Annotated in this window: 23 protein-coding genes; 19 read left to right on the top strand and 4 right to left on the bottom strand. The window is 72.5% G+C overall.

All coding sequences use genetic code 11. From position 1 onward, the window contains the following. The first annotated feature begins 164 nt into the window (after positions 1–164). Both LCD33_RS08005 and LCD33_RS08000 read left to right on the top strand, forming a co-directional pair. Positions 165–470 (top strand): hypothetical protein, encoded by a 306-nt coding sequence (locus tag LCD33_RS08005; protein ID WP_224977669.1) that lies wholly within the window; start codon positions 165–167, stop codon positions 468–470. Beyond that, on the top strand, positions 470–1,657 hold the full coding sequence (locus tag LCD33_RS08000) for a hypothetical protein (RefSeq protein WP_224977668.1): 1,188 nt from the start codon (positions 470–472) through the stop codon (positions 1,655–1,657). Before LCD33_RS08005 ends, LCD33_RS08000 begins: the two co-directional genes overlap by 1 nt. 74 nt (positions 1,658–1,731) lie before the next feature. On the opposite strand, the gene mycP is transcribed toward LCD33_RS08000, so the two are convergent. Together mycP and eccD are read right to left on the bottom strand one after the other, a co-directional pair. Beyond that, the gene (gene mycP / locus LCD33_RS07995) at positions 1,732–3,123 is read right to left on the bottom strand and encodes a type VII secretion-associated serine protease mycosin (protein WP_224956858.1); all 1,392 of its coding nucleotides are present in this window, start codon (positions 3,121–3,123) and stop codon (positions 1,732–1,734) included. Positions 3,124–3,134: 11 nt separating this feature from the next. Further along, positions 3,135–4,553 carry a type VII secretion integral membrane protein EccD gene (eccD, locus tag LCD33_RS07990; RefSeq protein WP_224956860.1) on the bottom strand — a complete coding sequence of 473 codons (1,419 nt, stop codon included), beginning with the start codon at positions 4,551–4,553 and terminating at the stop codon, positions 3,135–3,137. A gap of 320 nt (positions 4,554–4,873) precedes the next feature. Here eccD and eccCa point away from each other — a divergent pair, with 320 nt between their 5' ends. The 15 genes from eccCa (at position 4,874) to LCD33_RS07920 (ending at position 20,368) form a co-directional block, all read left to right on the top strand. Then, the gene (gene eccCa / locus LCD33_RS07985) at positions 4,874–8,965 is read left to right on the top strand and encodes a type VII secretion protein EccCa (protein WP_224977666.1); all 4,092 of its coding nucleotides are present in this window, start codon (positions 4,874–4,876) and stop codon (positions 8,963–8,965) included. Between the two features lie 118 nt (positions 8,966–9,083). Then, positions 9,084–9,983, top strand: a complete 900-nt coding sequence (locus LCD33_RS07980; protein ID WP_308011245.1) for a helix-turn-helix transcriptional regulator — start codon at positions 9,084–9,086, stop codon at positions 9,981–9,983. A gap of 13 nt (positions 9,984–9,996) precedes the next feature. Next, positions 9,997–10,119: a DUF397 domain-containing protein gene (locus tag LCD33_RS07975; RefSeq protein ID WP_308011244.1), complete on the top strand. Its 123-nt coding sequence runs from the start codon at positions 9,997–9,999 to the stop codon at positions 10,117–10,119. Positions 10,120–10,426: 307 nt separating this feature from the next. Further along, on the top strand, positions 10,427–12,247 hold the full coding sequence (locus LCD33_RS07970; RefSeq protein WP_224967398.1) for a type VII secretion-associated protein: 1,821 nt from the start codon (positions 10,427–10,429) through the stop codon (positions 12,245–12,247). A gap of 246 nt (positions 12,248–12,493) precedes the next feature. Continuing rightward, positions 12,494–12,805 carry a WXG100 family type VII secretion target gene (locus LCD33_RS07965; protein WP_224956871.1) on the top strand — a complete coding sequence of 104 codons (312 nt, stop codon included), beginning with the start codon at positions 12,494–12,496 and terminating at the stop codon, positions 12,803–12,805. Positions 12,806–12,866: 61 nt separating this feature from the next. After that, on the top strand, positions 12,867–13,154 hold the full coding sequence (locus tag LCD33_RS07960) for a WXG100 family type VII secretion target (protein WP_224956872.1): 288 nt from the start codon (positions 12,867–12,869) through the stop codon (positions 13,152–13,154). Between the two features lie 416 nt (positions 13,155–13,570). Beyond that, positions 13,571–14,020, top strand: a complete 450-nt coding sequence (gene rplM, locus LCD33_RS07955) for a 50S ribosomal protein L13 (protein WP_224956873.1) — start codon at positions 13,571–13,573, stop codon at positions 14,018–14,020. Positions 14,021–14,181: 161 nt separating this feature from the next. Continuing rightward, a complete protein-coding gene (gene rpsI / locus LCD33_RS07950) occupies positions 14,182–14,577 on the top strand; it encodes a 30S ribosomal protein S9 (RefSeq protein ID WP_308011247.1) in 396 nt (131 codons plus the stop codon). Positions 14,578–14,704: 127 nt separating this feature from the next. Further along, positions 14,705–16,039 (top strand): phosphoglucosamine mutase, encoded by a 1,335-nt coding sequence (gene glmM, locus LCD33_RS07945; RefSeq protein WP_224967413.1) that lies wholly within the window; start codon positions 14,705–14,707, stop codon positions 16,037–16,039. A 51-nt stretch (positions 16,040–16,090) separates the two neighbouring features. Beyond that, complete coding sequence (locus LCD33_RS07940) at positions 16,091–16,255, top strand: hypothetical protein (RefSeq protein ID WP_224956875.1); 165 nt, start codon at positions 16,091–16,093, stop codon at positions 16,253–16,255. After that, entirely contained in the window at positions 16,248–16,370 is a 123-nt protein-coding gene (locus tag LCD33_RS28800; protein WP_255617167.1) for a hypothetical protein, read from the top strand. The genes LCD33_RS07940 and LCD33_RS28800 overlap by 8 nt, the downstream gene beginning before the upstream one ends. 92 nt (positions 16,371–16,462) lie before the next feature. After that, positions 16,463–16,801 carry a hypothetical protein gene (locus LCD33_RS07935; RefSeq protein ID WP_224977664.1) on the top strand — a complete coding sequence of 113 codons (339 nt, stop codon included), beginning with the start codon at positions 16,463–16,465 and terminating at the stop codon, positions 16,799–16,801. Positions 16,802–16,940: 139 nt separating this feature from the next. After that, on the top strand, positions 16,941–17,252 hold the full coding sequence (locus tag LCD33_RS07930) for a type VII secretion target (RefSeq protein WP_224956877.1): 312 nt from the start codon (positions 16,941–16,943) through the stop codon (positions 17,250–17,252). Next, a complete protein-coding gene (locus LCD33_RS07925; RefSeq protein ID WP_224967400.1) occupies positions 17,252–19,897 on the top strand; it encodes a hypothetical protein in 2,646 nt (881 codons plus the stop codon). The genes LCD33_RS07930 and LCD33_RS07925 overlap by 1 nt, the downstream gene beginning before the upstream one ends. Before the next feature lie 27 nt (positions 19,898–19,924). Then, a complete protein-coding gene (locus LCD33_RS07920) occupies positions 19,925–20,368 on the top strand; it encodes a hypothetical protein (protein ID WP_224956880.1) in 444 nt (147 codons plus the stop codon). A 45-nt stretch (positions 20,369–20,413) separates the two neighbouring features. Here LCD33_RS07920 and LCD33_RS07915 read toward each other — a convergent pair whose 3' ends face one another. Together LCD33_RS07915 and LCD33_RS07910 are read right to left on the bottom strand one after the other, a co-directional pair. Beyond that, positions 20,414–20,842 carry a hypothetical protein gene (locus LCD33_RS07915; RefSeq protein WP_224967401.1) on the bottom strand — a complete coding sequence of 143 codons (429 nt, stop codon included), beginning with the start codon at positions 20,840–20,842 and terminating at the stop codon, positions 20,414–20,416. A 238-nt stretch (positions 20,843–21,080) separates the two neighbouring features. After that, positions 21,081–21,899: a dienelactone hydrolase family protein gene (locus LCD33_RS07910; protein ID WP_224956884.1), complete on the bottom strand. Its 819-nt coding sequence runs from the start codon at positions 21,897–21,899 to the stop codon at positions 21,081–21,083. 269 nt (positions 21,900–22,168) lie between these two features. On the opposite strand from LCD33_RS07910, the gene glmS reads away from it, so the two are divergent. Both glmS and LCD33_RS07900 read left to right on the top strand, forming a co-directional pair. Next, positions 22,169–24,031 (top strand): glutamine--fructose-6-phosphate transaminase (isomerizing), encoded by a 1,863-nt coding sequence (glmS, locus tag LCD33_RS07905; RefSeq protein ID WP_224977663.1) that lies wholly within the window; start codon positions 22,169–22,171, stop codon positions 24,029–24,031. A 126-nt stretch (positions 24,032–24,157) separates the two neighbouring features. Beyond that, the gene (locus LCD33_RS07900; RefSeq protein ID WP_224977662.1) at positions 24,158–25,660 is read left to right on the top strand and encodes an NAD(P)H-hydrate dehydratase; all 1,503 of its coding nucleotides are present in this window, start codon (positions 24,158–24,160) and stop codon (positions 25,658–25,660) included. Positions 25,661–25,710: the final 50 nt, after the last annotated feature.

The raw sequence follows: 25,710 nt of genomic DNA, 5'->3' as shown, positions 1-25,710 counted from the left end.
CTCGACCTTTTCCGGTCGGGCGCCCCGCTCGCGTTTCCCGCCCAGCGGACGGGAACCGCGGTGCCGGTGAGCACGTCCCAGGGACGGTGCGCTCGTGCCCGAGCGCGGGCGCGCCCGCCGGCCCGCTGGGGTGGCCGGTGTCGTCGACTACCGGGAGGTGCCGGATGGCGGGGATCCGGATCGAGACCGACGAGCTGGTGGCGCGCGCGGCCGCGCTGCGCGCCGCCCGGGAGCTCGTGCGCGAAGTGGGGCGCGGACTGGGGGACGCGCCCGGTGGCGCCGATTTCGGGGAGTGGGGCGAGGTGGCCGCCGAGTCCTACGACGGGCTGGCCGGGGCGCTGCGGGAGCGGATCTTCGGTCTCGGCCACGCCGTCGCCGACGCGGGGGACGAGCTCACCGCGGTCGTCGAGCGGCACGCGACCGGGGACGCCGAGCACGCCGCCGGTTTCGGCCGGGAAGGTGAGGCGTGATGGGGGAACCGGGCGGGATGTTGCAGTCGAACGACCTGCGCGCGGTGCGCGCGGCCAGCGCGGCGGAGGCGGAGCGGAGTTCCGCGCCCGCGGCCGACGTCGGAACGGCGGCGGTCGCACCGGGGGCCGATCCGGTCGCACCCGGATCCCGTTCGCCCGCAACGGGAATCGAGCCGCTAGCGCCCGGGTCCGGGGCCGTCGCACCGGAATCCGCCGCGCCCGCACCGGGAACCGAGCCCGCCGCGTTCGCCGCCGACCGGGCCGAGCTGCCGGTGCAGCTGGACTTCCTGCACCAGTCCGTCGAGGTGCTGGAGGTGCCCGACCCGTTCGGCCCGGAGTTCGCCGTCGCGGGAGGGGAGTGGCGGGCGCTGCCGCCCGCCGCCGAGTTCTGGCGCGCCGCGGCGGAAGCCCTGCGCGAAGGCACCTCCTCGGCCGCCGACCAGGTGAGCGGGGTCGAGGCGAGCTGGGACGGCGCGGACGCCGACGCGTTCGCCGCCGCGCTGCGCCGGATCGGCGCGAGCGGAGCGGCGCTCGCCGAGGTGGCGGACGCGCTGGCCGCGGAACTCGACGCGGCGGCCGGTGCGCTGCGCGAACTGGCCGGGGAGATGGGGCTGCTCGTCGCCGAGGTCGCGGCCCAGGTGTACGCGGCCTTGCGCGAACCGGGGCCGGACCTGCCCGCTGCCCGCGAGCACCTGATGCGGGTCCGGCGCCCGGCGGCGGGCCTGGCCGAGTCGGTGCGCGAGGTACTCGCCCGGTTGCACCGGTTCTGCGCCGCCCAGCGGGACGTGCTGCCGCCGGTGCCGGCCGTCACCGCGGACGGGCCACGGAATCCGTTGTGGACAGAGCTCGCGGCTGCGGGGGAACCGCGAGCCGGAGCGGCCCCTGCCACGGCCACCCCCGCCACGACCAGCCCGGCCCAGGCCGGGAACGCCGAGCAGTCGGGCGACGCCGAGCAGTCTGACGAGGGCACCTCCGCGGCCACCACCGGTGCCGTGCTCGGTGGCGGGATGGTCGGCGGCATGATGCCGCTCGCCGGGATGGCGGGCCTGGCCGGTGCGGGTGGCGGGACGGGACGTCGCTCGCAGAAGCGGCCGCGGCCGAAGGCCGACCCGGCCGAGCTGTTCGGCACCCCGCCGCCCGCCGCCGACCCGGTGCTCGGCGACACGAGGAAGAAGCGCCCGGAATGACCGTGGCCTGACAGGACGAGGCCCGGTGGAGTCCGAAGTGGACGCCACCGGGCCTTCGTCGTCGAACGCCGCGATCAGTCGTCGTCGCCGCCCGCGCGGCGCGCGCGGACCGTGCGCACCGCGTTGATCAGGAACGCGGTGAACAGCACCGCCCCGATGCCGCCGAGCGCCCCGCCGAACGCGACGGTCATCGCCGCCCAGTCCGGCTGCGGGATGACGTCCGCGCCGAGCCGCGCCGGCTTCGCCGGGGCGGGCTGCGCGCCGTGCTCGGCGGGCACCACGTCGCTCAGCGCCGCCATCGGGTCGATCATGCCGTGCCCGAGGATGTCGTTGCGCCCGTTCGGCCCGCCGGGGCTCAGCGAGGTCTGCTCGATCCGGTCCATCACCTGCTTCGCGGTGAGCTCCGGGAACTTCTGCTTGATCAGCACCGCCAGCCCGGAGACGTACGGGGCGGCGAAGCTGGTGCCCTGGATCGGACCCGGCTCGCCCTGCGGCCCGGTCGCGAGCTGGTTGACCACGCCGGTCCCCCCGCTGCCCGGGTCGAGCGCCGTGAGGTCCTCGCCCGGTGCCGCGACGTCCACCCACGGGCCGGGAACGGTGAACTCGGAGGCCTGGCCCTGCTGCCCGACCGACGCCACCGTCAGCACGTACTCGTCGAACCAGGCGGGCAGCACCGCGGTGACCGGGTTGCCGGGCGGGTTCTTCTGGCAGCTGTCCTGGGTGTTGCCCGCCGCGGCGACCACGACGACGCCCTTGTCGTAGGCGTTCTTCACCGCGTTGTGCAGCCGGTTGTTGTGCCCGCCGCCATCGGCCATCGCCGCGGCCATCGTCTGGCAGGACGACTGCGAGATGTTGATGACGCTGGCGCCCTGGTCCGTGGCGTACTGCACGGCCTGCGCCATCGTGCGGGTGTCACCGATCGTCTTGTTCTGCTGCTTGTCCTGGAACAGCGCGGATGACTGCCGGATCGACATGATCTGCGAGTCCGGGGCGACCCCGACGAACCCGGTGTCCGGGGAGGGCGCCGCCGCGATGATCCCGGCCACCACCGTGCCGTGGCCGTCGCAGTCGCGGTTCGCGCCGCCGTCCGGCACCGCGCTGCCCCCGCCGCCGGTCAGCTTCAGCCGCGGGTGCTCGTTGACGCCCGTGTCGATGACCGCGACGGTCGCGCCCTGCCCGGTGAGCCCCTCGGAGTGCGCGCGTTCGAACCCGAGCGTGAGCTGGCTCCACGGCTTCTCCACGACGGAGGCGCCGCTGCTGTTCGCCTGCATGCAGCCCTGGGTGGGCTCGTAGTTGCCCGACGGGGACAGCGGCCCGGTCGGCGGCGCGTCCGGGACGAGCGGCGGTGGCTGGAACTCGGTCTCGTCCGCCAGTGCGGGCTGCACCGGGCCGAGCGCGGTGATGCCCAGCACGGCCACCAGCGCCATGCCGCGCCGCAGCGCGCCGTTCCGCGAGTTGAAACCCATCTCGGCGGTCCTCAGAAGAAGTTCAGGTTGAGGTCGCGGATCGTCATGTACAGGTCCATGACGCCCAGCGCGAGCGGCAGCACCAGCGCGATCAGCACCGCCTCCAGGATGTCCACCATGCGCCGCTGCACCGGCGAGAACCGGCGGTTCGGGAACACCACGCCGAACACCAGCGCGCCCACGCTCAGCAGCAGCAGTGGCGGGAACACCCAGGCGACGGCCATCGGCGCCACCGCGGTCTGCACGAGCAGCCCGGCGGCCACGCCGACCGAGGCGAGCAGCCCGCTGATCAGCAGCGCCACCGCCTGGCTGCCGTTGGCGTAGTTGCGGCCGCGCAGCAGCAGCACCGCGGCGACCACGATCGCGAACAGGGCGCCGAAGACGCCGCCGTTGGCCAGCGTGATCGCGAGGATCGCACCGAGCGCGGCGGTGAGCCCGCAGCCGATGATCAGCCCGGTCATGTACTGGTGGGCGAGGCCGGTGCGGCGCTCGATCATCAGGTAGTCCGGGAAGCCCTCGTCCTCCTTGAGGTCGTCGGCGTTGCCCGGCACGTGCGGCAGCGGCAGCTTCGCCAGCTGGATCGTCAGCCGCGGCAGCAGCGAGATCCCGGCGAGCCCGATGGCGCCGGCCCCGGCGGCGACACCGGCGGCGCTCGCCCCGCTCGGCAGCAGCAGGGCGGCGATGAAGGCGAGCACCGCGAACGTGGAGACGGTCGCGGCGGCGATGAACGTGACGATGCCGGTGCCGATCACCATCAGCGAGATCGACGCGAAGATGAGCACCAGCGCGCTGGCCAGCAGCAGCTTCGGGGTGGGGTCGTTGCCGGGGACCGCGTTGAGCCCGGCGACGAACGCCATCGGCAGCGCGCCCGCCCCGGCGATCACGGTGCCGGTGGTGGCGGCGCCGTAGGCGCGGGTGACGACGGAGCCGATGCCGGTGGCGAACACGGCGACCACGAGCGCGATGATCGCGGTGATCGCGTGGAAGAGGACCCCACCGGCCTGTCCGGACAGTCCTAACGCGGCGGCGGCGGCGACGAACCCGAGCACGCCCGCGGCGTGCCCGATCTTGGCGGCGGTCTCCTTCGTCCACGGCCGGTAGCTGCCCGGTTCCGCCTCGGCGAGCGCGTCCACCACGTCGTCGTAGAGCGGGGGCGGCGGGTCGTCCGAGCGGCGGCGCAGCTGCAGCAGTTCGCCGTCGACGACGCCGAGCGAGGACAGCGTCTGGCTGTTCTCCAGCGGTTCTTCACCCAGCTTCGCCAGGCACCAGCCACCGTGCCGCGAGCCACCGTCCGTGCTGCCCTCGCGGGCCATGTCCAGCAGCATCGGCAGCAGATCCGCCACCGCGACGTCGGCGGGCAGCGCCAAGTCGATGCGAGTATTCGGCGCCACCACTGTCACGCGGCTGAACACCGTGGTCCCGGTCGCCACTGAGGCCCCCTACTTCCTAGGTCCTTGCACTTGGGTCCTTCTGCGTTCGATCCGGCCCGGTGCGGCTTTTCTCGCCGAAAGCGGCCCGCCCGGCCGAAGAGCGCCCCTAGTATGGCCGCACCGACCTCGCAGGGGTGAAGGGTTTGGTCGAACTCGTGCCAACGGGTTCGCAACCGGTTGGTCACGGACGGACCGGAACCGCCTGGACCCTGCTGACGTCGGTGTCGTGGACGGTACAGAATGCCGCTCGCGGCAGTAGGGGCGTCGTGACGTGAGCCCGCCGCTCCACATTGCTACGACAGGAAAGGTTGCTGCCTCCGGTGAGCACGCTGCAGTTCAAGCGATTGCCGCGCATGGCCGCTCCGAGGCCGCCTGGCGGGGAGGTGCACCTCGAACCGCCACCCGAGATCCCGCGGGTGATCCCCGGCAACATCGTTCAGAAGGTGCTGCCAGGCGTCATGATCGTCGCATCCCTCGGGATGATGGTCTTCATGCTTCAGCGGGCCAAGGACAACCCGATGATGATGATGATGCCGATGATGATGCTCGTCTCGACTTTCGGGATGATGGCGGGCGGCGGCAAGGACGGCGGTCAGAAGAAGGCCGAGATGAACGAGGACCGCAAGGACTACCTGCGGTACCTCGGTCAGATGCGGGATCGCGCCCGCGAGGCCGCGGACGAGCAGCGCCTCGCCCGGGAATGGGTCCACCCGGACCCGCAGACGCTGTGGTCGCTGGCGAACGGCACCCGTCGGATGTGGGAGCGCAGGCCGAACGACAACGACTTCTGCCAGGTCCGCGTCGGCCGCGGCTCGCAGCGGCTGGAGACGCGGCTGGTGCCGCCGCAGACCGGGCCGGTCGACGAGCTGGAGCCGATCACCACGTTGGCGCTGCGCCGCTTCGTGCGCGCCCACTCGCTGGTGGCCCAGCTGCCGATCGCGACCTCGCTGCGCGGTTTCGCCGCGGTCGGGCTGCAAGGCGACCGGGTGCTCACCCGCGGGCTCGCGCGAGCGATGCTGGCCCAGCTGGCGACCTTCCACTCGCCGAACGACGTGATCATCGCGATCGCCTCCAGCGGCCGGTCGCGCACCGAGTGGGACTGGGTGAAGTGGCTGCCGCACGCGCAGCACCCCACCGAGACCGACGGCATCGGCCCGATGCGGCTGATGTCCGGTTCGCTGTGGGGCATCGAGGAGATGCTCGCTGAGCAGCTCGACGAACGCCCCCGGTTCCAGCGCAACGCGGCCCCGCCGGAAGGCCAGCCGCACATCGTGATCGTGCTCGACGACGCCGAGATCAGCCGCGAGGAGCAGCTGATCGTCGAAGGCGGGCTCGCCGGGGTCACGATCATCGACCTGTCCGATGTGCTCGGTCCGATGACGCAGCGCCGCGGCATGCGCATCGTCGTCGAGCCGGACCGCATCGGCGCCCGCGGCCAGAACAGCGTGGAGTGGTTCGGCGAACCGGACGCGCTGACCATGGAGGAGGCCACCTCGCTGGCCCGCCAGATGGCGCGGTACCGCATCGCCTCCGGCCCGGCGGCCGTGGAGGACAGCGGCGGCTTCGAACCGCTCACCACGCAGCTCAACTACATCGAGCAGCTCGGCCTCGCGGGCGACCCGGTCACCTTCGACCTCAACGAGGCCTGGCGCCCACGTCCGCGGGACGACATGTACCGCGTCGCGATCGGCCCCGGTGAGCAGGGCGAGATCGTGCACCTGGACATCAAGGAGACCGCCTCCGGCGGCATGGGCCCGCACGGCCTGTGCATCGGTGCGACCGGTTCCGGCAAGTCCGAGTTCCTGCGCACCATCGTGCTGGGCCTGCTGGCCACGCACTCCTCGGCGGCGCTGAACTTCGTGCTCGTCGACTTCAAGGGCGGTGCGACGTTCAAGGGCTTCGACAACGCCCCGCACGTCTCCGCGAGCATTTCGAACCTCGGTGACGACAGCACCCTGGTCGACCGCATGCAGGCCGCGCTCGAAGGCGAGATGAACCGCAGGCAGGAGGTGCTGGACAAGGCGGGCGCGAAGAACGTCTGGGACTACCGGAAGCTCTACGAGGCCGGGCACGACAACGCCAAGGACCCGCTGCCCGCGCTGTTCGTGGTCATCGACGAGTTCGGCGAGCTGCTGCAGCAGAAGCCGGAGTTCGCCGACCTGTTCACCATGATCGGCCGGCTGGGCCGGTCGCTGCAGGTCCACCTGCTGCTCGCCTCGCAGCGCCTGGAGGAGGGCAAGCTGCGCGGCCTGGACTCGCACCTGTCCTACCGGATCGGCCTGAAGACGTTCAACGCCTCCGAATCCCGCGCCGCCATCGGCATCCCGGACGCGGCGGACCTGCCCTCCAACGGTGGGCACGGGTACCTGAAGCACCCCAACGGCATGGAGCGGTTCCGCGCGGCCTACGTCTCCGGGCACGACCACCAGACCAGCGGGCGCCGCCCGATCGGCCGGGCGGCCTCGCCGGTGACGGGGGAGAAGCGGCCCCGGTTCTTCATCCCGGACTTCGTGGAGAAGCCCCCGGAGCCGGAGGCACCGGTGGTCGAGGAGGAGCCGAAGAAGAAGGACGACCTGGCGCCGACCGACTTCCAGCTGGTCATCAGCAAGGTCGAGGGCCAGTGGCCGCCGGCGCACATGGTGTGGCTGCCGCCGCTGGACGCCCCGCCCACGCTGGACGGCCTGCTGCCGCCGCTGCAGGCGACCGACGACCGCGGCTACACCGCCGTCGGCCACCCGGGCAGCGGCAAGCTGGAGGTGCCGATCGGGCTCATCGACGTGCCCTACCACCAGCGGCAGGACCCGCTCGTGCTGCGCTTCGCCAACGGTGCCGAGGGCAACGGCGCCGTGGTCGGCGGTCCGCAGACGGGCAAGTCGAACCTGCTGCGCACGATGATCGCGTCGATGGCGCTCACGCACACCCCGCAGGAGGTGCAGTTCTACTGCGTCGACCTCGGTGGTGGTTCGCTCTCGGCGCTGCGGAACCTGCCGCACGTCGGCGCGTACGGCAACCGGCGCGACCCGGACACGGTGCGGCGCACCATCGCCGAGGTCAAGTCGCTGCTGGCGGCGCGCGAAGGCCGGTTCCAGGAGGCGGGCATCGACTCGATGGCCGACTTCCGCAACCGCAAGCGCCGCGGTGAGATCACCGACGACCCGTACGGCGACGTGTTCCTCATCGTCGACGGGTGGGAGGCGTTCCGCGCCGAGTCCGAGTTCGAGCCGCTCGAACCGGAGATCAACAACCTGGTGCAGCAGGGCCTCGCGTTCGGCATCCACGTGTTCATCGGCGCCAACCGGTGGGCCGCGATCCGGCCGCAGCTCAAGGACGCCCTCGGCACCCGCATGGAGCTCCGGCTCGGCGACCCCGGCGAGTCCGAGGTCAACCGCAAGGTCGCGGTGACGGTGCCGCTGGGCCGCCCGGGCCGCGGCCTGCACGCCACGCAGCTGCACTACCTGACGGCACTGCCCCGGGTGGACAGCGAGAAGCTCGGCGACCGGATCCCCGCGGAGGCGGCGCGCGCCGAGGCGGCGAACGAGAAGCACCCGCGCCCGTCGTGGGAGCTCTACAACGACGACCTCGCCGACGGCGTCGCCGACCTGGTCAACCGGGTCCGCAGCTCGTGGAAGGGCCGTCCGGCGCCGCAGGTCCGGCTGCTGCCGAACCTGCTGCCGTACGAGCAGCTGCCCGCCAAGGAGCAGCAGCCGCGTCCGCACCTGGTGCCGATCGGCATCAACGAGGACGGGCTCAACCCGGTCTACCTGGACTTCAAGGCCGAACCGCACTTCTACGCGTTCGGCGAGCGCGAGTCCGGGAAGACGGCGCTGCTGCGCACCATCGTCAACGGCATCACCAGCCGGTACACCCGCGAGCAGGCGCTGATCCTGCTCGTCGACGTGCGCCGCACGATGCTGGGCGTGGTGCCGGACTCGCACCTCATGGAGTACACGGTCACCGCGGACCAGCTGAAGAACAACGTGCGGGACATCGCCGCCGCGTTGAAGAAGCGGCTGCCCGGCCCGGACGTCACCCAGGAGCAGCTGCGGGACCGCTCCTGGTGGAAGGGCGCGGACCTGTTCATCGTGATCGACGACTACGAGCTGATCTCGCCGCAGGGCAGCAACCCGCTGGCACCGCTGGCCGAGTTCGTCGCGCAGGCCTCCGACGTGGGGCTGCACATGGTGATCGCCCGGAACTCGGGCAACGCCAGCCGTGCGCTGTTCGAGCCGATCATCGGCAAGATGCGGGAGGTCTCGGCGCCCGGTCTCGCGATGAGCGCGAACAAGGACGACGGGCAGCTCGTCGGCAACGTCAAGTCCCGGCAGCTGCCGCCGGGGCGCGGGACGCTGGTCAGCCGCTCGTTGCGCGGCGGCCCGCAGCTGATCCAGACGGCGTACTCGCAGCCGCAGTGATCGGCGGGTCCCGTGCGGACCGCTGGCGGCTCTCCCCCGTCCTCGTGGCGGGGGAGCCCCGCCGTCGCTCTCGGTGAATGACACGATCGAGCGAAGATCTTCCTCGGTATTCGCGCTTATGGTGTGGGCCATGTCAGACACCCCCCGAGCCCGCGCGCTGGGAAAGGAATTGCGTGCCGTTCGCGAGCAATCCGGACTGACCTTGCGCCAGCTCGGCGATCTGATCGGCTGCTCCGAAGCGAAGGTGAGCCGAATGGAGACGGCCCGCCGCCGCCTCGCCCCGAATTCCGTGCGGGCCTTCCTGGACGCCGTGGACGTGCGCGGTGCTAACCGCGACCGGTTGTTGCGCCTCGCCTACGACATCGATGAACCGGTGTGGTGGGAATCGGGCATCGGATTGCCCGCGCAGCTCACCGAACTCATCGACGCGGAGAAACGCGCGGTGTGCATCACCGAGGCGTCCGAAGTCCTCGTTCCCGGACTGCTGCAGATCCCCGACTACGCCCGCGCGCTGTTCAACGCCACCGGTGTTCCGGCCGAGCAGGTCGACCGGCTCATCGGGGCCCGCTTGGCCCGGCAGGGAATCCTGCACCGCGCCGAACCGACCCGGTACGTGGTGCTGCTGGACGAGGCCGCGCTGTGCCGAGCGGTCGGCGGGCCTGCGGTGATGGCCGCGCAGCTGAACGCGATGTGCGCGGTGTGCCGGGAGCCGAACATCTCCCTGCACGTGGTGCCGTTCGCCGCGGGCGCGCACACCGGACTGGACGGCCCGTTCCTCCTGCTGGAGTTCGTCCGGAGCAGGCCGGTGGTCCATTTGGAACAGCGCAGGTGCGGTGCATTCCTCGACGACCCGGAAGATGTAACGCCCTTTTTGCACGCGCGATCTAGTCTGTGCCGGACGGCGCTGAGCCCTGATCGTTCCTTGGAACTCGTCGCGGCTTATGCGCGCAGGTACGAGTGCGGGGAGGGCGCTGGTCATGGGGACGGGGCGTTGGCGGAAATCGAGCTACAGCGGTAGTCAATCGGCGTGCGTGGAAGTCGGTTCGATCGCGATGCGGGTGGATGTGCGCGATTCGAAGGACCAGTCCGCGGTGCTGTGCTTCCGGCGTGATCAGTGGCGAACTTTCCTGGCCGAGATCAAGTACTCGGATTGATCCCGGCCGGGCGGCGCGTGCCGGGGGCGGGGGCGTGCCCGGCCCGCGCCGCACCCGGTGCCCGCGGCGCGCGGGAACCTCGGACACGGTGCGTCAAGAGGTTGCCGCGAAAGCCACCCGATCGAGGGCAGACTGTTGAACTGCGCGCACCCTCGGCCTCTAGGGTGCTGGGGTGGATTCGGGATCGGAGCCCGACTCGCGCGAACCGTTCGGGGGCATTCGGGTTCGCGCCCGGTTCGTCCCGCCGCACCGGCGGCCCGGCGAAGACACCGACGCGACCCCGCGGCGGTGCGCGAAGGAGTAGTGGGTGTCCCTGCACGTCTCGGTCGACTTCGGCACCTCGAGCACTTGCACCGTGGTGTCCGTCGGCGGCGGTGAACCGCAGGTGGTGGTCGTCGACGGCCAACCCCTGGTGCCCTCCGCGGTGTTCGCCGCGGCCGACGGCACGTTGTTCGTCGGCCACGAGGCGGAGCGGCAGGCCGCCGTCGACCCGTCCCGGTTCGAACCGCACCCCAAGCGCCGCATCGACGAGGGCGAGCTGCTGCTGGGCAGCAGCGTGCTGCGCGTCGGCGACGTGGTGCGCGCGGTGCTGCAGCGGGCCGTCGGCGAGGCCCGCCGGTTCGCCGCGGGCGCGGGCGTGGACCTGCTCGTGCTCACCCATCCCGCGGACTGGGGTTCGGTCCGCGCCGGGGTGCTGCGCCAGGCCGCGGCCGGGCTGGCGAAGGAAGTCGTGCTGGTGCCGGAGCCCGTCGCGGCCGCGGTGTTCCACTCCGCCGGGCACGGGCTGCCCGATGGCGGGGCGCTCGCCGTGCTCGACCTGGGCGGCGGCACCGTGGACGCCAGCGTCGTCTGCAAGCAGGGCCGCGCGTTCCGGGTGCTGGCGACGAAGGGCGAGCCGAACTTCGGCGGCGCCGACATCGACCAGGCCCTGCTGGAGCACATCGGTTCCGTCGTGTCCGGAATGGACCCGGCCGCGTGGCACAAGCTCGTCGAGGGCCGCGACATGGCGGACCGGCGGCGCCGCCGGGTGCTGCGCCAGGACGTGCGCGGCGCGAAGGAGACGCTGTCCCGGCACACCTACACCGACGTGCCGATGCCACCGCCGTTCTCCGACGCGCACGTCACCCGCGCCGACCTGGAGCGTCTGGTGGCGGCACCGCTGGCGAAGTCCGCCGACCTGGTCTCGGCGACCTTGCAGGAGGGGCAGGTGCCGCGGGACCGGCTGGCCGGGGTGTTCCTGGTCGGCGGTTCCAGCCGGATCCCGCTGGTGGCCCGGCTCATCCACGAGCGCACCGGGGTGCTGCCGACCACCTTGGACCAACCGGAGACGGTGGTGGCCCGCGGTGCGCTGCGGGCGGTGCGGCTGGACCCGGAGCGCACCGGTGGGCTCGCGCCCGCGGGCGCGCACCGCGGCGCACGCGCACCGGCCGCGCGCCCGCAGCACGCGGGCGTCCCGCGGCAGCAGTGGGCGCAGCAGCCCGCCGTCGCTCCGCCGGGCGATTCGCTCAGCCGCGCCTCCACCATCGTCATCGGCGCCGGCGACCAGACCCGGCCGGTGTTCCACACCCCGGTGCCCCGGCGGACCGGGGTGCGGCCGTGGGTGTGGGGCGCGGGCGCGGCGGCGGCCGTGGTCGTCGCGGTGGTGGTCGCGGTGCTGCTCTCGCAGGTCGCAGGCGGGCGGGCGGCGGCGCCACCGCGGCACGTCGCGCAGTACGAGTACGGCTTCGACTACCCGGCGGGCTGGCGGCAGACCGGCGGTGATCCGCAGCTGTGGCAGACGGTGGTCGCGCCGCGGTCCGACGGGGACGACCTGATCGTCGTGCAGCAGGGCGACCTCGGCTACGACGTGGCGGCCGGGCGGGCCCGCGCGGTCGCGGACCTGCGCGCCGAGTACGACCGGTTCAACGCCGATGGGGGGCGGTTCTCCGGTTTCGACGCCTCGGCGACCTTCGCGGGCCGGGACGTCGTGTACTACCGGGAGGACCTGCCGGGCACGACCGCGGAGTGGTTCGTGGTGCACCGCGGGCAGTACCAGGTGAGCGTGGGCTGCCGGTACACCCCGGCCGGGAAGTCCGAAGTGGAGCGGGCCTGCGAGCAGGTCGTCTCCTCGCTCTCGGTCACCGGGTGACGGTCGCCCGCGAAATCGGTAACGGGTGCAAATCGCTTTCGCGAATTCCGCGTGCGATCCGCCGAGAACTCGGCACGAGCGGATTCTTTCGCAATCGCTAATCCGCGCGTGACCAGCGATTTCGCCCTTCCGCGTTCACAGCCGCAACCGTTTCCGGAAAAAGCTGGGACAGGGCGGAACCGGACGTGGCAATGTCTGCGTCGTAGGTTCATCGATCTTCGAGCAACGAATGAAGGGGGCTCACCTATGAGCGGGATGGGTACCGACGCGGACCTGATGGCGAAGGCCGCGGGTCAGGTCGAAGAGGTTCGGGGCAACGTCGAGAACGCGGTGAGCACGCTGGACGGGCAGATCGCGCCGGTCCTGGCCTCCTGGAAGGGCGGGGCGTCCGACGTCTTCCGCCGCCTGATGGACGCGTTCCAGGAGAACGCCAAGACCATCAACCAGAAGCTGGGCGAGATCAGCGAGAACATCCAGTCCTCGGGGCAGGCGTACACCCAGAACGAAGAGGAGCAGGCGGCCGAGATCTCCAAGATCGAGGGCATGCTCGGCGGCTGAGCCCGCCTCCGACGTTCTTTCTCCACCTTCTTCCGACCACTTCACGTGAGGGGACTTCACCATGGAAATTCGGGTTGATTTCGGCCAGCTGAGCCAGGCCGCCGACGACCTGGGCGGTGCCGCCACCAAGATCCAGGCCGAGCTGGACGAGCTGGAGAACATGCTCAAGCCGCTGGTCAGCACTTGGGAAGGCCAGGCGCAGGAGGCGTACCGCGCCGCGCAGTCCGAGTGGGACAAGGCCGCCCAGAACATGATCGAGATCGCCGCGAAGATGGGCATGGCCGTCAACGCCGCGAACGAGTCCTACCAGGCCGGTGAGGCGAAGAACGCCGGTCGCTTCGGCGGCTGATTCTCCGCGCCGCGCCGATCGCCGACCCCGGACGCCCCTCGCGGCCCGGGGTCGGCGGTGTTCCGGGGCGGGTGCCCGGGGCTCCCGGGCCGCCCGGTAGCATCCACTCGGCGACTCGGCACGCCGACGGCGTTCCCCCGACGAAGGGGACCCCGTATCGGTGGGTCTTTTCGCCAACGAGTACCCTGATTGTTTGTTGTGCGGTGCGCGACTGCGGTGTTGGAGCGGTGACCGGCCCAACGGAAAGCCCGGCGAGAGCCGAGGCCGAACCGGGCCACAGGTCTCTGGTGACACCCAGGACGTGCCGGTTCCCCGGCCAGATCGGGGATTCCGACCCGGCACGGTTCCGATGGGCTCCCCGGAGGAACACGGGGTCCGCACCGAGATTCCGACGCGAACGACGACGAGGTAGATCCGTGCGCACGTACAGCCCGAAGGCCGGCGAGGTGACCCGCGCCTGGCATGTCATCGACGCCGAGGACGTGGTGCTCGGCCGGCTGTCCACCCAGGCCGCCCTGCTGCTGCGCGGCAAGCACAAGCCGACTTACGCCCCGCACATCGACACCGGCGACTTCGTCGTCATCGTCAACGCTGAGAAGGTGGCGCTGACCGGCAAGAAGCGCGAGCAGGCGTTCCACTACCGGCACAGCGGTTACCCGGGCGGTCTGCGCAAGCAGTCCCTGGGGCAGGTTCTGGACTCGAAGCACCCGGAGCGCGTGCTCGAGAAGGCCATCAAGGGCATGCTGCCGAAGAACAAGCTCGGCCGGGCCATGGGCAAGAAGCTCAAGGTCTACGCAGGCCCGGAGCACCCCCACGCGGCCCAGAACCCGCAGCCGTACCAGATCAACGCGAAGGTCGAGAAGTGACCGAGGGACCCGAGGACCAGCCAGTGACCACTCCTGCTCCGGAGGAGACTCCGGTTATCGAGACCGTCGGCGAGGACGTCGTCGAGAACATCGGCGAGCACTTCGCCGAGAACACCGAGGTCGACGCGGACGTCGAGGACGCGCCTCAGGAGTTCGCGCCGATCCCGTCCGGCCGCGCCGTGCAGACCGTCGGCCGCCGCAAGGAGGCGATCGTCCGCGTGCGCCTGACCTCCGGCAACGGTGGGTTCAAGCTGAACGGCAAGGCGCTCGAGGACTACTTCCCGAACAAGGTCCACCAGCAGATCGTGAAGGAACCGCTGGTTCTCGTGGAGCGCGCCGAGGGCTTCGACGTGCACGCGAACCTCAACGGCGGTGGCCCCTCCGGTCAGGCCGGTGCGCTGCGCATGGCCATCGCGCGCGCGCTGGTCGAGCTGGAGGCGGATGACCGCCCGGCGCTGAAGAAGGCCGGCATGCTCACCCGCGACCCGCGGGAGAAGGAGCGCAAGAAGTACGGCCTCAAGAAGGCCCGCAAGGCTCCGCAGTACAGCAAGCGCTGACCTTTCGTACGATTCACGGGAGCAGCCGTGGCGTCCGCGCGACGCCGGGGCTGCTCCCGTGATCTTTTTCCGGGCCGGGTTCGGCCTGACAGTGGCCCTGCCGTCGATCCAGGAGGATTCGCTGCACATGTCCCGGCTGTTCGGCACCGACGGGGTGCGAGGTCTTGCGAATTCGGACCTCACGCCGGAACTGGCGTTGTCCGTGGCGGCCGCGTCGGCCCGCGTGCTCTACGACCGCGACGACTCCCGGCGCCGGGTGGCGCTGGTCGGCCGCGACCCGCGGGCCAGCGGCGAGATGCTGGAGGCGGCGGTCACCGCAGGGCTGACCTCGGCGGGCATGGACGTGCTGCGGGTCGGCGTGCTGCCCACGCCGGCGGTCGCCTACCTGGTCGGTGAGCTGGGCGCTGACATCGGCGTGATGATCTCCGCCTCGCACAACCCGATGCCGGACAACGGGATCAAGCTGTTCGCCGCGGGCGGCCACAAGCTGCCGGACGCGGTGGAGGACGAGATCGCCGCGCGCCTCGACGAGGACGTGCAGCGCCCCACCGGCGAGCACGTGGGCCGGGTGCGGGACGTGCCGGACGCGGTGCAGCGCTACGTGGACCACCTGCTGGTGGCGACGCCGCAGCGGCTGGACGGCATCCGCGTCGTGGTGGACTGCGCGAACGGCGCGGCCTCCGGTGCGGCCCCCGAGGCCTACCGGCGCGCGGGCGCGGACGTGATCGCGCTGCACGCCGACCCGGACGGCATCAACATCAACGACGGCGTCGGCTCGACCCACCTGGACAACGTGCGGGCCGCGGTGCTGGAGCACGGCGCCGACCTGGGTATCGCGCACGACGGCGACGCGGACCGCTGCCTCGCGGTCGACGCGGCCGGGCAGGTCGTGGACGGCGACCAGATCCTCGCGGTGCTCGCGGTGGCGATGAAGGAGTCCGGCGAACTCGCCGACGACACGCTGGTCGCGACCGTGATGAGCAACCTGGGCCTGCACCTGGCGATGCGCGACCACGGCGTGAAGCTGCGCACCACCAAGGTCGGCGACCGCTACGTGCTGGAGGAGCTGCGCGCCGGCGGGTTCTCGCTGGGCGGCGAGCAGTCCGGGCACGTGGTGCTCCCGGGGCACGCCACCACCGGTGACGGGCTGCTCACGGCGCTGCGGCTGATGGGCCGGATGGCCGCGACCGGCGAGCCGCTGGCCGAGCTCGCGACCGCGATGCGCCGGTTGCCGCAGGTGCTGGTGAACGTGCGGGTGGTGGACAAGGCGCAGGCCGTCTCGGCTCCCTCCGTGTCCGACGCCGTCGCGGCCGCGGAGGCCGAACTCGGTGAGCAGGGCCGGGTGCTGCTTCGCCCGTCCGGTACCGAACAGCTCGTGCGGGTGATGGTGGAGGCGCCGAGCGAGGCGATCGCCGACGCCACCGCGCAACGGCTCGCCGGGGTCGTTGCTGCCATCCGGTGAAGCTGTGATCTAGGTCTCCCCGCGCGGGCAGATGTGTGAGACGCTGCTCACATGGGTGCCATCGTCGTCGCCATCATCGTCGGACTCGTCGCGGTCGGGCTCGTCGCCGCCGTCCTCGTGTTCTCCGCCCTCGGCATAGCCGGGACCAAAGCCATCAACGCCGTGCACGACGGCGGTCAGTGGTGGGTGAACCGGCGGGCGCGCCGACATGGCTGAGCGGGTGCGCGCGGCGCGCGGGGAGTGGCTCGCGAACGTGGTCATGCTCCTGGTGCTGCCGCTGGCCGGGATGGCGCTGGCGGTGATCCTCGCGCTGGTGATCACCGGGTACTGAGCGGCCGGTCCGCTCCTCCTCCCGTCGGCGAGCCGCCGGTGGGCCGCGGTGCCGCGGGCGATACCTTGGGCGCGAGCCGAAGGGGGGACCCGATGAACTGGATTTTTCTGCTCGTGAGCATTCTCGTCGGTGGTGGCGCCGGTGCGCTGACCGCCGCGCTCGTGGTGAAGGTGAAGCTGGGCGAGCACGCCCCGCAGCCGGGTCCGCCGCAGGCCGGCCCGCCGTTCGCGCAGCCGTTCCCCCACGCGCAGCCGCAGCCGCTCCCGCAGGGGCCGCACTCGCAGGTGCCCCAATCCCAGGCGTCGCCGTCGCAGCCGTTCCCGGCGGCCCAGCCGCAGCAGTTCGGCCAGCCCTTCCCGCAGTCGCAGCCGTTCCCGCAGCAGGCCCCGCCGCAGCCCTACCCGCCGCAGGGGCCCTACCCGCCGCGGTGAGCCTTCGCGTATGCAAGGAGATCATCGGATCCGGCCCGTGCGCCGCTCCCGCCTGCCAGGGTGAGGAACCTGGCGCCACCACCTGACGTCGCATCCGTGCGCGCGTCGGTGGGGGCGTGAAGTGCGAGGAGGGGCAACGATGTCAGGTTTCGGGACGAACTCGGGGGAGTTGGTCGCCGCCGGCAACAGCATCCGGGGTACGGCGGATCCGGTGCGCGATGAGCACGCCAAGAAGGTCGGGGAGCTCGGTCTGGGGGCCGAGGACTTCGGGCGCGTGCACCAGCAGGCCTTCGGCGGCTACCAGGAGGCGATGACCAAGCTGTCGAAGTGCGTCTCCTCGATGGCCGACGCCATGGACGACTTCGCCGGGAAGCTGGAGAAGACCGGGCAGGGTTACGACTGGTCCGACGCGGATGCGGCGGAGACCGTCGGGAAGTCGGGGAACAACTGATGGCCGACGAGCAGAAGTTCCCCTCCGTCGACGAAGTCAAAGCCATCATGGACGACAGCTCGGTCTCCGAGGACGCCAAGGTGACCTTGCTGCTCGACTACCGGCGTTCGGGCGGCGATGACCCGAACGACGAGCTCGACGCCTACATGACGAAGTACGACAACGGTGCCGGTGTGCAGCAGGTGCCGTACGAGAGCGGTGGCACCAGCACCGGTCAGCGCGTCAAGGATTCCTACGCCGGCGCGAAGAAGCAGGCGGACGAGGGCGCACAGGCGCGCCGCGAGCACGGCGAGGCGATCGAGAACGGCAAGTCCACGATCGGTGACACCCAGCGCCGCGCCGACAACGGGGAGGGCGCGGGGGCGGCGGATTCCGACCAGCTGCTCAACGCGGGTGCTCCGGGGTTGAGTCTGATGATCGACCTCGTGAAGCTGTACGCGAAGATCAAGAGCATCAAGCACGCCGGCGTCGGGGTCGGCGACGAGGCGAAGGTGAAGGAGCGCTACGACGAGCAGCGCGGCATCGGGTTCGCCAAGTTCGATCGGATCATCGGTGACCTGGAGAAGGCCGACCGCGGTACGGGGCAAGCGCACAGCGCGATGTCCGACCGGCTGGGGCAGTTGCGGCAGAACTGGACCGGGTCCGCGTCGGAGAGCGCGCAGGGGTTCTTCGACGAGAAGTTCACGCCCACGGCCCAGGATCGCGTGATCGAGCGGCTGCGCACGTCGGCGCAGGTCACGAAGGAGTCGATCAAGGCCGTCGGCGATCTCTGCCGGGAGAAGGCCCGCTTCGTCCTGGAACAGGACGGACGGCGCGCCGCGGTCTTCCAGCAGAAGAGCAAGCCGGACTGGGAAGTCACCATCGACCTCGCCAACGGGAGCGACGACGACCTGGTGATCCGCAAGGTCGCGAGCATCTGGCAGATCCCGATCGACGAGAGCTGCGGCGACGCCGACAAGGAAACGAAGGATGCGGCCCGGAACAAGGCCAACTCGGTGGTCCTGCAGTTCGCCGAGTCCATCGAGACGGAGTGGAAGAACTTCGTCCAGAAGTGCGATGACACCAAGACCGCCGTGGACGACGCGTGGAAGAAGCTGAACGAGGAGCTCGGCAAGGCCGAGGAGAACCCGTTCAGCAACCCCGGTCCGGCGCAGGACGAGTCCGGCCCGCAGGGTTCTGACCAGCAAGGTGCAGGTCGGCAGGGCCCTGGTGGTTCGCCGGGCGGCTCTCCTGGTGGTTCCCCCGGTGGTTCACCCGGCGGCTCTCCGGGCGGCTCCCCCGGCGGCTCTCCTGGTGGTTCGCCCGGCGGCGCGCCTTCGATGCCGGAGACTCCGGCGATGCCCGAGGCCCCGAAGACGCCGGAACCCCCTGAGCTGCCCGAGGTGCCGGGGATGCCGCAGCCCGGCGCGGACGGTTCGGGCGGACCGGGGGCCGGCGAGCCCGCGGTGGAGACGATCGGCGAGGGCGAGAACGCCGTGCAGGTCCAGGAACCGGACCAGCAGGGCACCTCGAAGGTCACGATCATCGGCGAGGACGGGCAGCCGAAGACCTACGACGTGCGGTTCGGCCCCGAGGGCGGTCTGCCGGGCGTCGGCACGAACCCGACCCCCGGCACGATGCCGGGGCAGGCGGACCTGCCCGGCGTGAGCACCCAGCCCGCCCCGGGCCCGGCGCCCGGCGAGGGCGGTCTGCCGGGCGTCGGCACGAACCCCGCTCCGGGCGCGATGCCGGGTGCGCCGGATCCCGCCCAGCAACCGGGCATCCCGGTCCAGCCGGGCGAGGACGGCAAGGCGGTGATCCAGGAGGGCGACCGCACGATCACCTTGGAGCGGGCCCCGGACGGCAGCATCCGCGTCGACGTGGACAACGGGCCCGGCCGGCCGCCGGTGCAGCAGACCGTCGACTTCGCCGAGGACACCGCGGGTGCCGAACCGCGGCTCGACGCGGTGCCCGGGCCGGCTCCGGCCGAGCCGCCCGCGATGCCGGGGGCGGAGCCGGACGCCGCGACGAGCGCACCGGTCGGCCGCGATCCGGGCGCCGGATTCGACCCGTCGACGCCGGTCGGCACGCCACCGCAGGTCGGCGGCTACGAACCGCCCGCTTCCGGCGGGACCGAGCCGGTGGCGCCCGCGGCGTACGCGGCGTCGACCGACTCGCCGCCGGACCCGCTGACCCCGGCGCCGACCGCTCCGCAGTCGGCCGGGCTGGGGTTGGCGAGCGCGTTCACCGGCGACCACGTGCCCGGTTCGTTCACGACGATGTCCGGGCAGTTGTTCTCCGGGGACCTCTCGGATCCGCCGCCCGCGCACCCCGGCCCGTTCGGGGACGCGCAGCCGCAGGCCGGCGCGACCAGGATGGCCAGCGCGGACGACGCGGCTTCCGGCAGCTCGCAGGGCGCCACCGGGCTCGGCACCATGGGCGATCCGGCGGGCGGTCAGGGTGCCGCGCAGCAATCCGGTGGCATGGGCGGCGGCATGATGGGCGGCATGGGTGGTATGGGCGGCGGCCAGCAGGGCGGCGGCTCGGGTGATCAGGAACGGACGAACTCCAGCCCGTGGCGCACCCAGGGGCAGCTGTTCGACGACGGCGTGGACGAGTCCGGTGCCCGGCACCGGGCGGTGTTCGGCGAGGACCGGCGGGGATGAGCGTGACGCAGGGGAGTGCGGGCTGAGATGAGCACCGAGACACCGGCGGCGCGCGCCTTCCGGGAGTCGATGACCAAGCTGGTCAGCGACGACGTGAACCGCAGCCACGAGCTCACCCGGAGTTCCCGGGAGAGCGCGGAGAAGGCCAAGGCGGGCATCGAGAGCACGGTCGCCACGGCGAAGAAGATGGCGGAGCGGGTCCGGGAGCGGGCGCAGCGCGAGAACGCCGAGCGCAACCGAGTCGCGGAGATCGACGTGGGCCTCCCGGACGACGAGGAGGAGTACACCGATCCGCCGCCCCGGCCGGTCGAGCAGCAGGACCGCAAGCCGCGCCCGGAACCGATGGCGCCGGAGCCGCGGGGCTGGCAGCAGCCGCCGCCGCGGCCCGCACCGCGACCGGCGTCCCGCCGCCGCCCGGTCGTCCAGGACGACGAGGACGACGACTTCTCGAACCGCACCTGGCTGAGGTGAGCACCGGGCCGCGTCCCCGCCGGGGCGCGGCCCGATCTCATCGGCTCACCTGTGCGACCAGGGCGCTGGTCGCGCCGCCACGCTCCTGCTGATCGTGGGGACGAACGAGAGCAGCGTCGCCGCCAGGCCGATCACGAGGAGAGCGGTGAAGCGGTTGTCGAAGAAGTGCCCGATGCCGAACCGGAACCCGCCGTGCACCAGGTCGTGCATCTCGTAGGCGGCGCTCATGAGGTAGGCGAGACCGCTCGCGGCCGCCGGGCCGACGGCGAGGATCCGCGCGGCGGGGTTGCGCGCGAAGCAGAGGATCGCGGCGACGAGGGCGACCAGCCCGCCCGGCACGATCAGGTCGCCGCGCGCGATCGCCAGGACGTTGTTCAACCCCGCCTGGGTCTGGCCGGACACGACTACGCGGCCGGCTTCGATGCTGTCGATGATCGAGGTGGTGCCGTCCACGAGGAAGAAGATCCCGACCACGCACAGCACCACGCCGTAGGCGATGCGCGGCCAGTTCGAAGCCGGGCGCCACGGCGGACCGGACGGTCGAGGTTGCCTCGGCGGTGGCCCGTACCCCGGTTGCCCGCCCGGGCCGTGCGGGGGCGGCGTGCCGTGCGGGAAGGGTGGTCCTGGCGGTCGCTGCGGAGCGTTCACGAGCGGTGATTCTCGCTGCCGCGCCGCCGCCGCGAGGCGTTTCCGGCTGATCGCCGACCGGAACTCAGGCGGTGAGGGCCGCGCTGCGGGTCCGGGCTTCGTCGATGGTGGCGCCGGAGACGTCGGAGTCGAGCAGCGCGCCCCACCGCTCGTCTCCGTCGAGGTGGCGGAGCAGGAACGCGGTGAGCAGCGCGCGGGCGGTGCGCTGGGTGCGGTACTCGGCCTTGCCGTGCAGCACCAGTTCCGTCCAGTGCCTGCCCTCGGTGAACCCGAGGTGGCTGGCCTTCGGCAGGGTGCGCAGCTGCACCGGCCCGCCCCAGGCGGCGGCGATCGGTTCGGCGTTGGCGACGGACGGCGCGAGCAGGTCCTTGCCGCCGGTGAGGTGCAGTCCGGGCGCGGTGACGCGGTGCGCGGCGGCCAGCGCCGAGGGCATCGTCTCGGTGACGGCGAAGGTGCCGACGGCGCGGACGCGCGGGTCGTCGGCGGCGGCGAGCACGGCGCTGCCCCCGCCGAGCGCGTGCCCGGCGACGGCGAGCTTGCGGTCGTCGACGCTGAGCTGCCCGTCGCCGAGCCGCACGCCGGTGCAGATGTCGAGCGCGGTGCGCAGGTCCGCGGCCAGCATCCGGTGCGAGGCCAGCGGCCCGCGCTGGGTGCCGGGCGCGGCGGCGACGATCCCCCAGGAGGCCAGGTGGCGCAGCAGCCCCGCGTACCGGCGGGGCGACTGCAACCAGCCGTGGCCGAACGCGACGGCGGGCAGTCCGCGCCCGCTGCGCGGCGTGCACACGATGCCGGGCAGGCCGACCAGCGCGAGATCGCCGTGCAGCACCTCGTGCGGCCCGCGGTGGGACAGTTCTTCCAACGCCTTCTTGGCATTCCGCGCCATGGTGGGTCACGGTAGCCGACGCGGGCGCGACCGCGCCCACGCGAGGTGCGCGGTTCGTCACGTGGCGGATGCCTCGCTCGCGGCCGCCGGGCCGGCGCACCACCGGAACTCCCCAGGCGGGGACCGCGACCGCGGGTGCCGGGACCGGGCGCGGACCGTTGACCGGCGGTGATGGGCGTCGCCGGGTCGTGGCGACGGGGTTCGCACCGTCAGGTGCGGCTGCCCTGCCCGTTCTGAGGCGTTCGGCGGCGGTGGCTACGCTGACTCGGGTGTGCGGCATCGTGGGTTACGTAGGACATCGTCAGGCGCTGGACGTGGTGCTGGACGGGCTCAGGCGGCTTGAGTACCGGGGTTACGACTCGGCGGGCGTCGCGATGCTCGACGGCGCGGGCGGTCTCGCGGTCGAGCGGGCGGCGGGGGCGCTGTCGAACCTGGAGGGCAAGCTCGCCGGACAGGACGGTTCGCGGTTCGCGGCGACCAGCGGCATGGGCCACACCCGGTGGGCGACGCACGGTGCGCCGACCGACCGCAACGCGCACCCGCACCGGGACGCGGCGGGCAAGGTCGCGGTGGTGCACAACGGCATCATCGAGAACTTCGCCGCGCTGCGCGCCGAGCTGGAGTCCGCGGGCGTGGAGATGGCCAGCGAGACCGACACCGAGACCGCGGCGCACCTGGTGGCCGCCGCGTACGCCTCAGGTCCGACCGCGGGTGACCTGAGCGCCAGCACCCGCGCGGTGGCGCGCCGGTTGGAGGGCGCGTTCACGCTGCTGGTCACCCACGCCGACGTGCCCGACGAGATCGTGGCGGCGCGCCGCTCCTCGCCGCTGGTGGTGGGCGTCGGCGAGGGGGAGCACTTCCTGGCCTCCGACGTGGCCGCGTTCATCGAGCACACCCGGGACGCGGTGGAACTCGGCCAGGACCAGGTCGTCACGATCGACCGCGCCGGCTACCGGGTCACCGACTTCGACGGCGTCGAGGTGCAGGCGAAGCCGTTCACCGTGGACTGGGACCTGTCGGCCGCCGAGAAGCCCCCCCACGACTACTTCATGCTCAAGGAGATCGAGGAGCAGCCCGAGGCGCTGGAGAACACGCTGCGCGGGCACTTCTCGGGCGGCGGCATCGTCCTCGACGAGCAGCGGATGACCGAGCAGGACCTGCGGGACATCGACAAGGTCTTCGTCGTCGCCTGCGGCACCGCCTACCACTCGGGCCTGCTCGCGAAGTACGCCATCGAGCACTGGTGCCGGATCCCGGTCGAGGTGGAGCTGGCCAGCGAGTTCCGCTACCGCGACCCGGTGCTGGGCCGCGACACCCTGGTCGTGGCGATCTCCCAGTCCGGCGAGACCGCGGACACCCTGGAGGCGGTGCGGCACGCGCGCACCCAGCGGGCCCGGGTGCTGGCCATCTGCAACACCAACGGCGCGCAGATCCCGCGCGAGTCGGACGCGGTGCTCTACACCCACGCCGGCCCGGAGATCGGGGTGGCGGCGACGAAGACGTTCCTGGCGCAGATCACCGCGAACTACCTGGTGGGGCTGGCGCTGGCGCAGGCGCGCGGCACGAAGTACTCGGACGAGGTGGCGCGCGAGTTCGAGGAGCTCGCCGCGATGCCGCAGGCCGTTCGGCAAACGCTGTCCACCGTGGACCAGGTGCGCACGCTGGGCCGGGAGCTGGCCGACTCGAAGGCGGTGCTGTTCCTGGGCCGCCACGTCGGCTACCCGGTGGCGCTGGAGGGCGCGCTGAAGCTCAAGGAGCTCGCCTACATGCACGCGGAGGGCTTCGCGGCGGGCGAGCTCAAGCACGGGCCGATCGCGCTGATCGAGGACCGGCTGCCGGTGGTCGTGGTGATGCCGTCGGCGAAGGGCCGGGCGCTGCTGCACTCGAAGATGCTGTCCAACATCCGCGAGATCCAGGCCCGCGGCGCCCGCACCATCGTCATCGCCGAGGAAGGCGACGAGGCGGTGCGCCCGTTCGCGGACGAGCTGATCGAGATCCCGGCGGTGGCGACGCTGCTGCAGCCGCTGGTGTCCACGGTCCCGTTGCAGGTGCTGGCGGCGGAGATCGCCCGGGCGCGCGGCTACGACGTGGACAAGCCCCGCAACCTCGCCAAGTCCGTCACGGTGGAGTGATCCACCGGCGCTGATCGGGCCGCTCGACCGCTGGTCGGGCGCCCCTTCTCGTCCGATGGGCGATGATCGGGTAGGACGGTGCCAGGCCGCGAGCGGACGGTGCCAGCCGCGAACAGGAGGTCGCCCGTGCAGGGAGCGTGGACCCCGGACCAGGTCCGGGACGCCGAGCGCAGCGTGTTCACCAGCACCCCGGAACCGGTGGTGATGCGCCGGGCCGCGTTCGCGGTCGCGGTGCACGGCGCCCGGCTGCTGGCGGAGACCGCGGGCGCGGTCGCGGGCAGGCACGTGGTGCTGCTGGTGGGGGCGGGCGGCAACGGCGGCGGCGCGCTGTGGGCCGGGGTGGAGTTCCGGCGCCGCGGTGCGGGTGTGACCGCGCTGCTGCTGTCCCCGGACAAGGCGCACCCGGCGGGTTCGGCGGCGCTGCGCCGCGCGGGCGGCGTGCTCGTGGACGCGGCGGGTCCGGGAGCGGACACCGCCGGGGTCGGCGCGGCCGCCGCGGGTGCGCTGGAGCGCGCGGACCTGGTGGTCGACGGGATCGTGGGGCTCTCGGCGCGGGGAAGCCTGCGTCCGCTGGCCGCGGAGCTGGTGTCCCGGGTGGCGGCGCCGGTGGTGGCGGTGGACCTGCCCTCCGGCGTCGACCCGATCACCGGTGCGGTGGACGGGCCCGCGGTGGACGCGGACCTGACGGTGACGTTCGGCGGCCGCAAACCGGGCCACGTGCTCGGCGCCGGGTCGGTGCGGTCGGGTGCGGTGGTGGTGGCAGGCATCGGCGTGGACGAGCACCTGCCGGAGCCGGACCTGTTCGTGCTGGACGCGGCGGACGTGGGCGCGGGCTGGCCGGTCCCGCGGCCGCAGGACGACAAGTACTCGCAGGGCGTGGTGGGCGTCGCCGCCGGTTCCGCGACGTACCCGGGCGCGGCGGTGCTGGCGACCGGCTCGGCCGTGCAGGCGACCTCGGGCATGGTGCGCTACGCGGGTTCGGCGGCGGACCTGGTGCGCTCGCACTGGCCGGAGGTGGTGGCCACCGGCTCGATCACCGACGCCGGCCGGGTGCAGGCGTGGGCGGTCGGGCCGGGCATCGGCACCGGCGCCAGCGGCCGCGAGGTGCTGCGGCACGCGCTGGAGTCGGGGCGGCCGGTGTGCGCGGACGCCGACTCGATCACCCTGCTCGCGGAGGACCCGACGCTGTGGGACGCGCGGGACCCGGACGCGGCGGTGGTGCTGACGCCGCACGCCGGGGAGTTCCAGCGGCTCGCGGGCGAGGTCGGTGCGGACCGGGTCGCCGCGGCGCGGGAGGTGGCGCGGCGCTTCGACGTGGTGCTGCTGCTCAAGGGCAACACGACGGTGGTGGCGGCCCCGGACGGCCGGGTGCTGGTGAACCCCTCGGTGCACGCCTGGCCCGCCACCGCCGGATCGGGTGATGTGCTGACCGGGTTGATCGGCGCGCTGCTGGCGGCGGGCATCGATCCGTGGCTGGCCTGCGGATACGCGGCCCACGCGCACGCGCTGGCGGCCGAGCTCGCCGCGTTCGGGCCGGAGGCCGGGGACGATCCGGTGGGTGCTCCGATCGGCGCGTCGGCGCTGCTCAGGTCGGTTCCGGCGGCGATCCGGACGCTCCGCGCGAGCTGACGGGCCGGTCCGGGGCCGGCGTTGATCTCGGGGCGGGGGTGGGTCACATG

Source organism: Saccharopolyspora sp. 7B (genome assembly GCF_020177435.1).
In the GTDB taxonomy this organism is placed as follows: domain Bacteria; phylum Actinomycetota; class Actinomycetes; order Mycobacteriales; family Pseudonocardiaceae; genus Saccharopolyspora_C; species Saccharopolyspora_C gregorii.
Note: the sequence above shows the minus strand (reverse complement) of the source record. Positions and strands in the feature narration are given on the sequence as shown.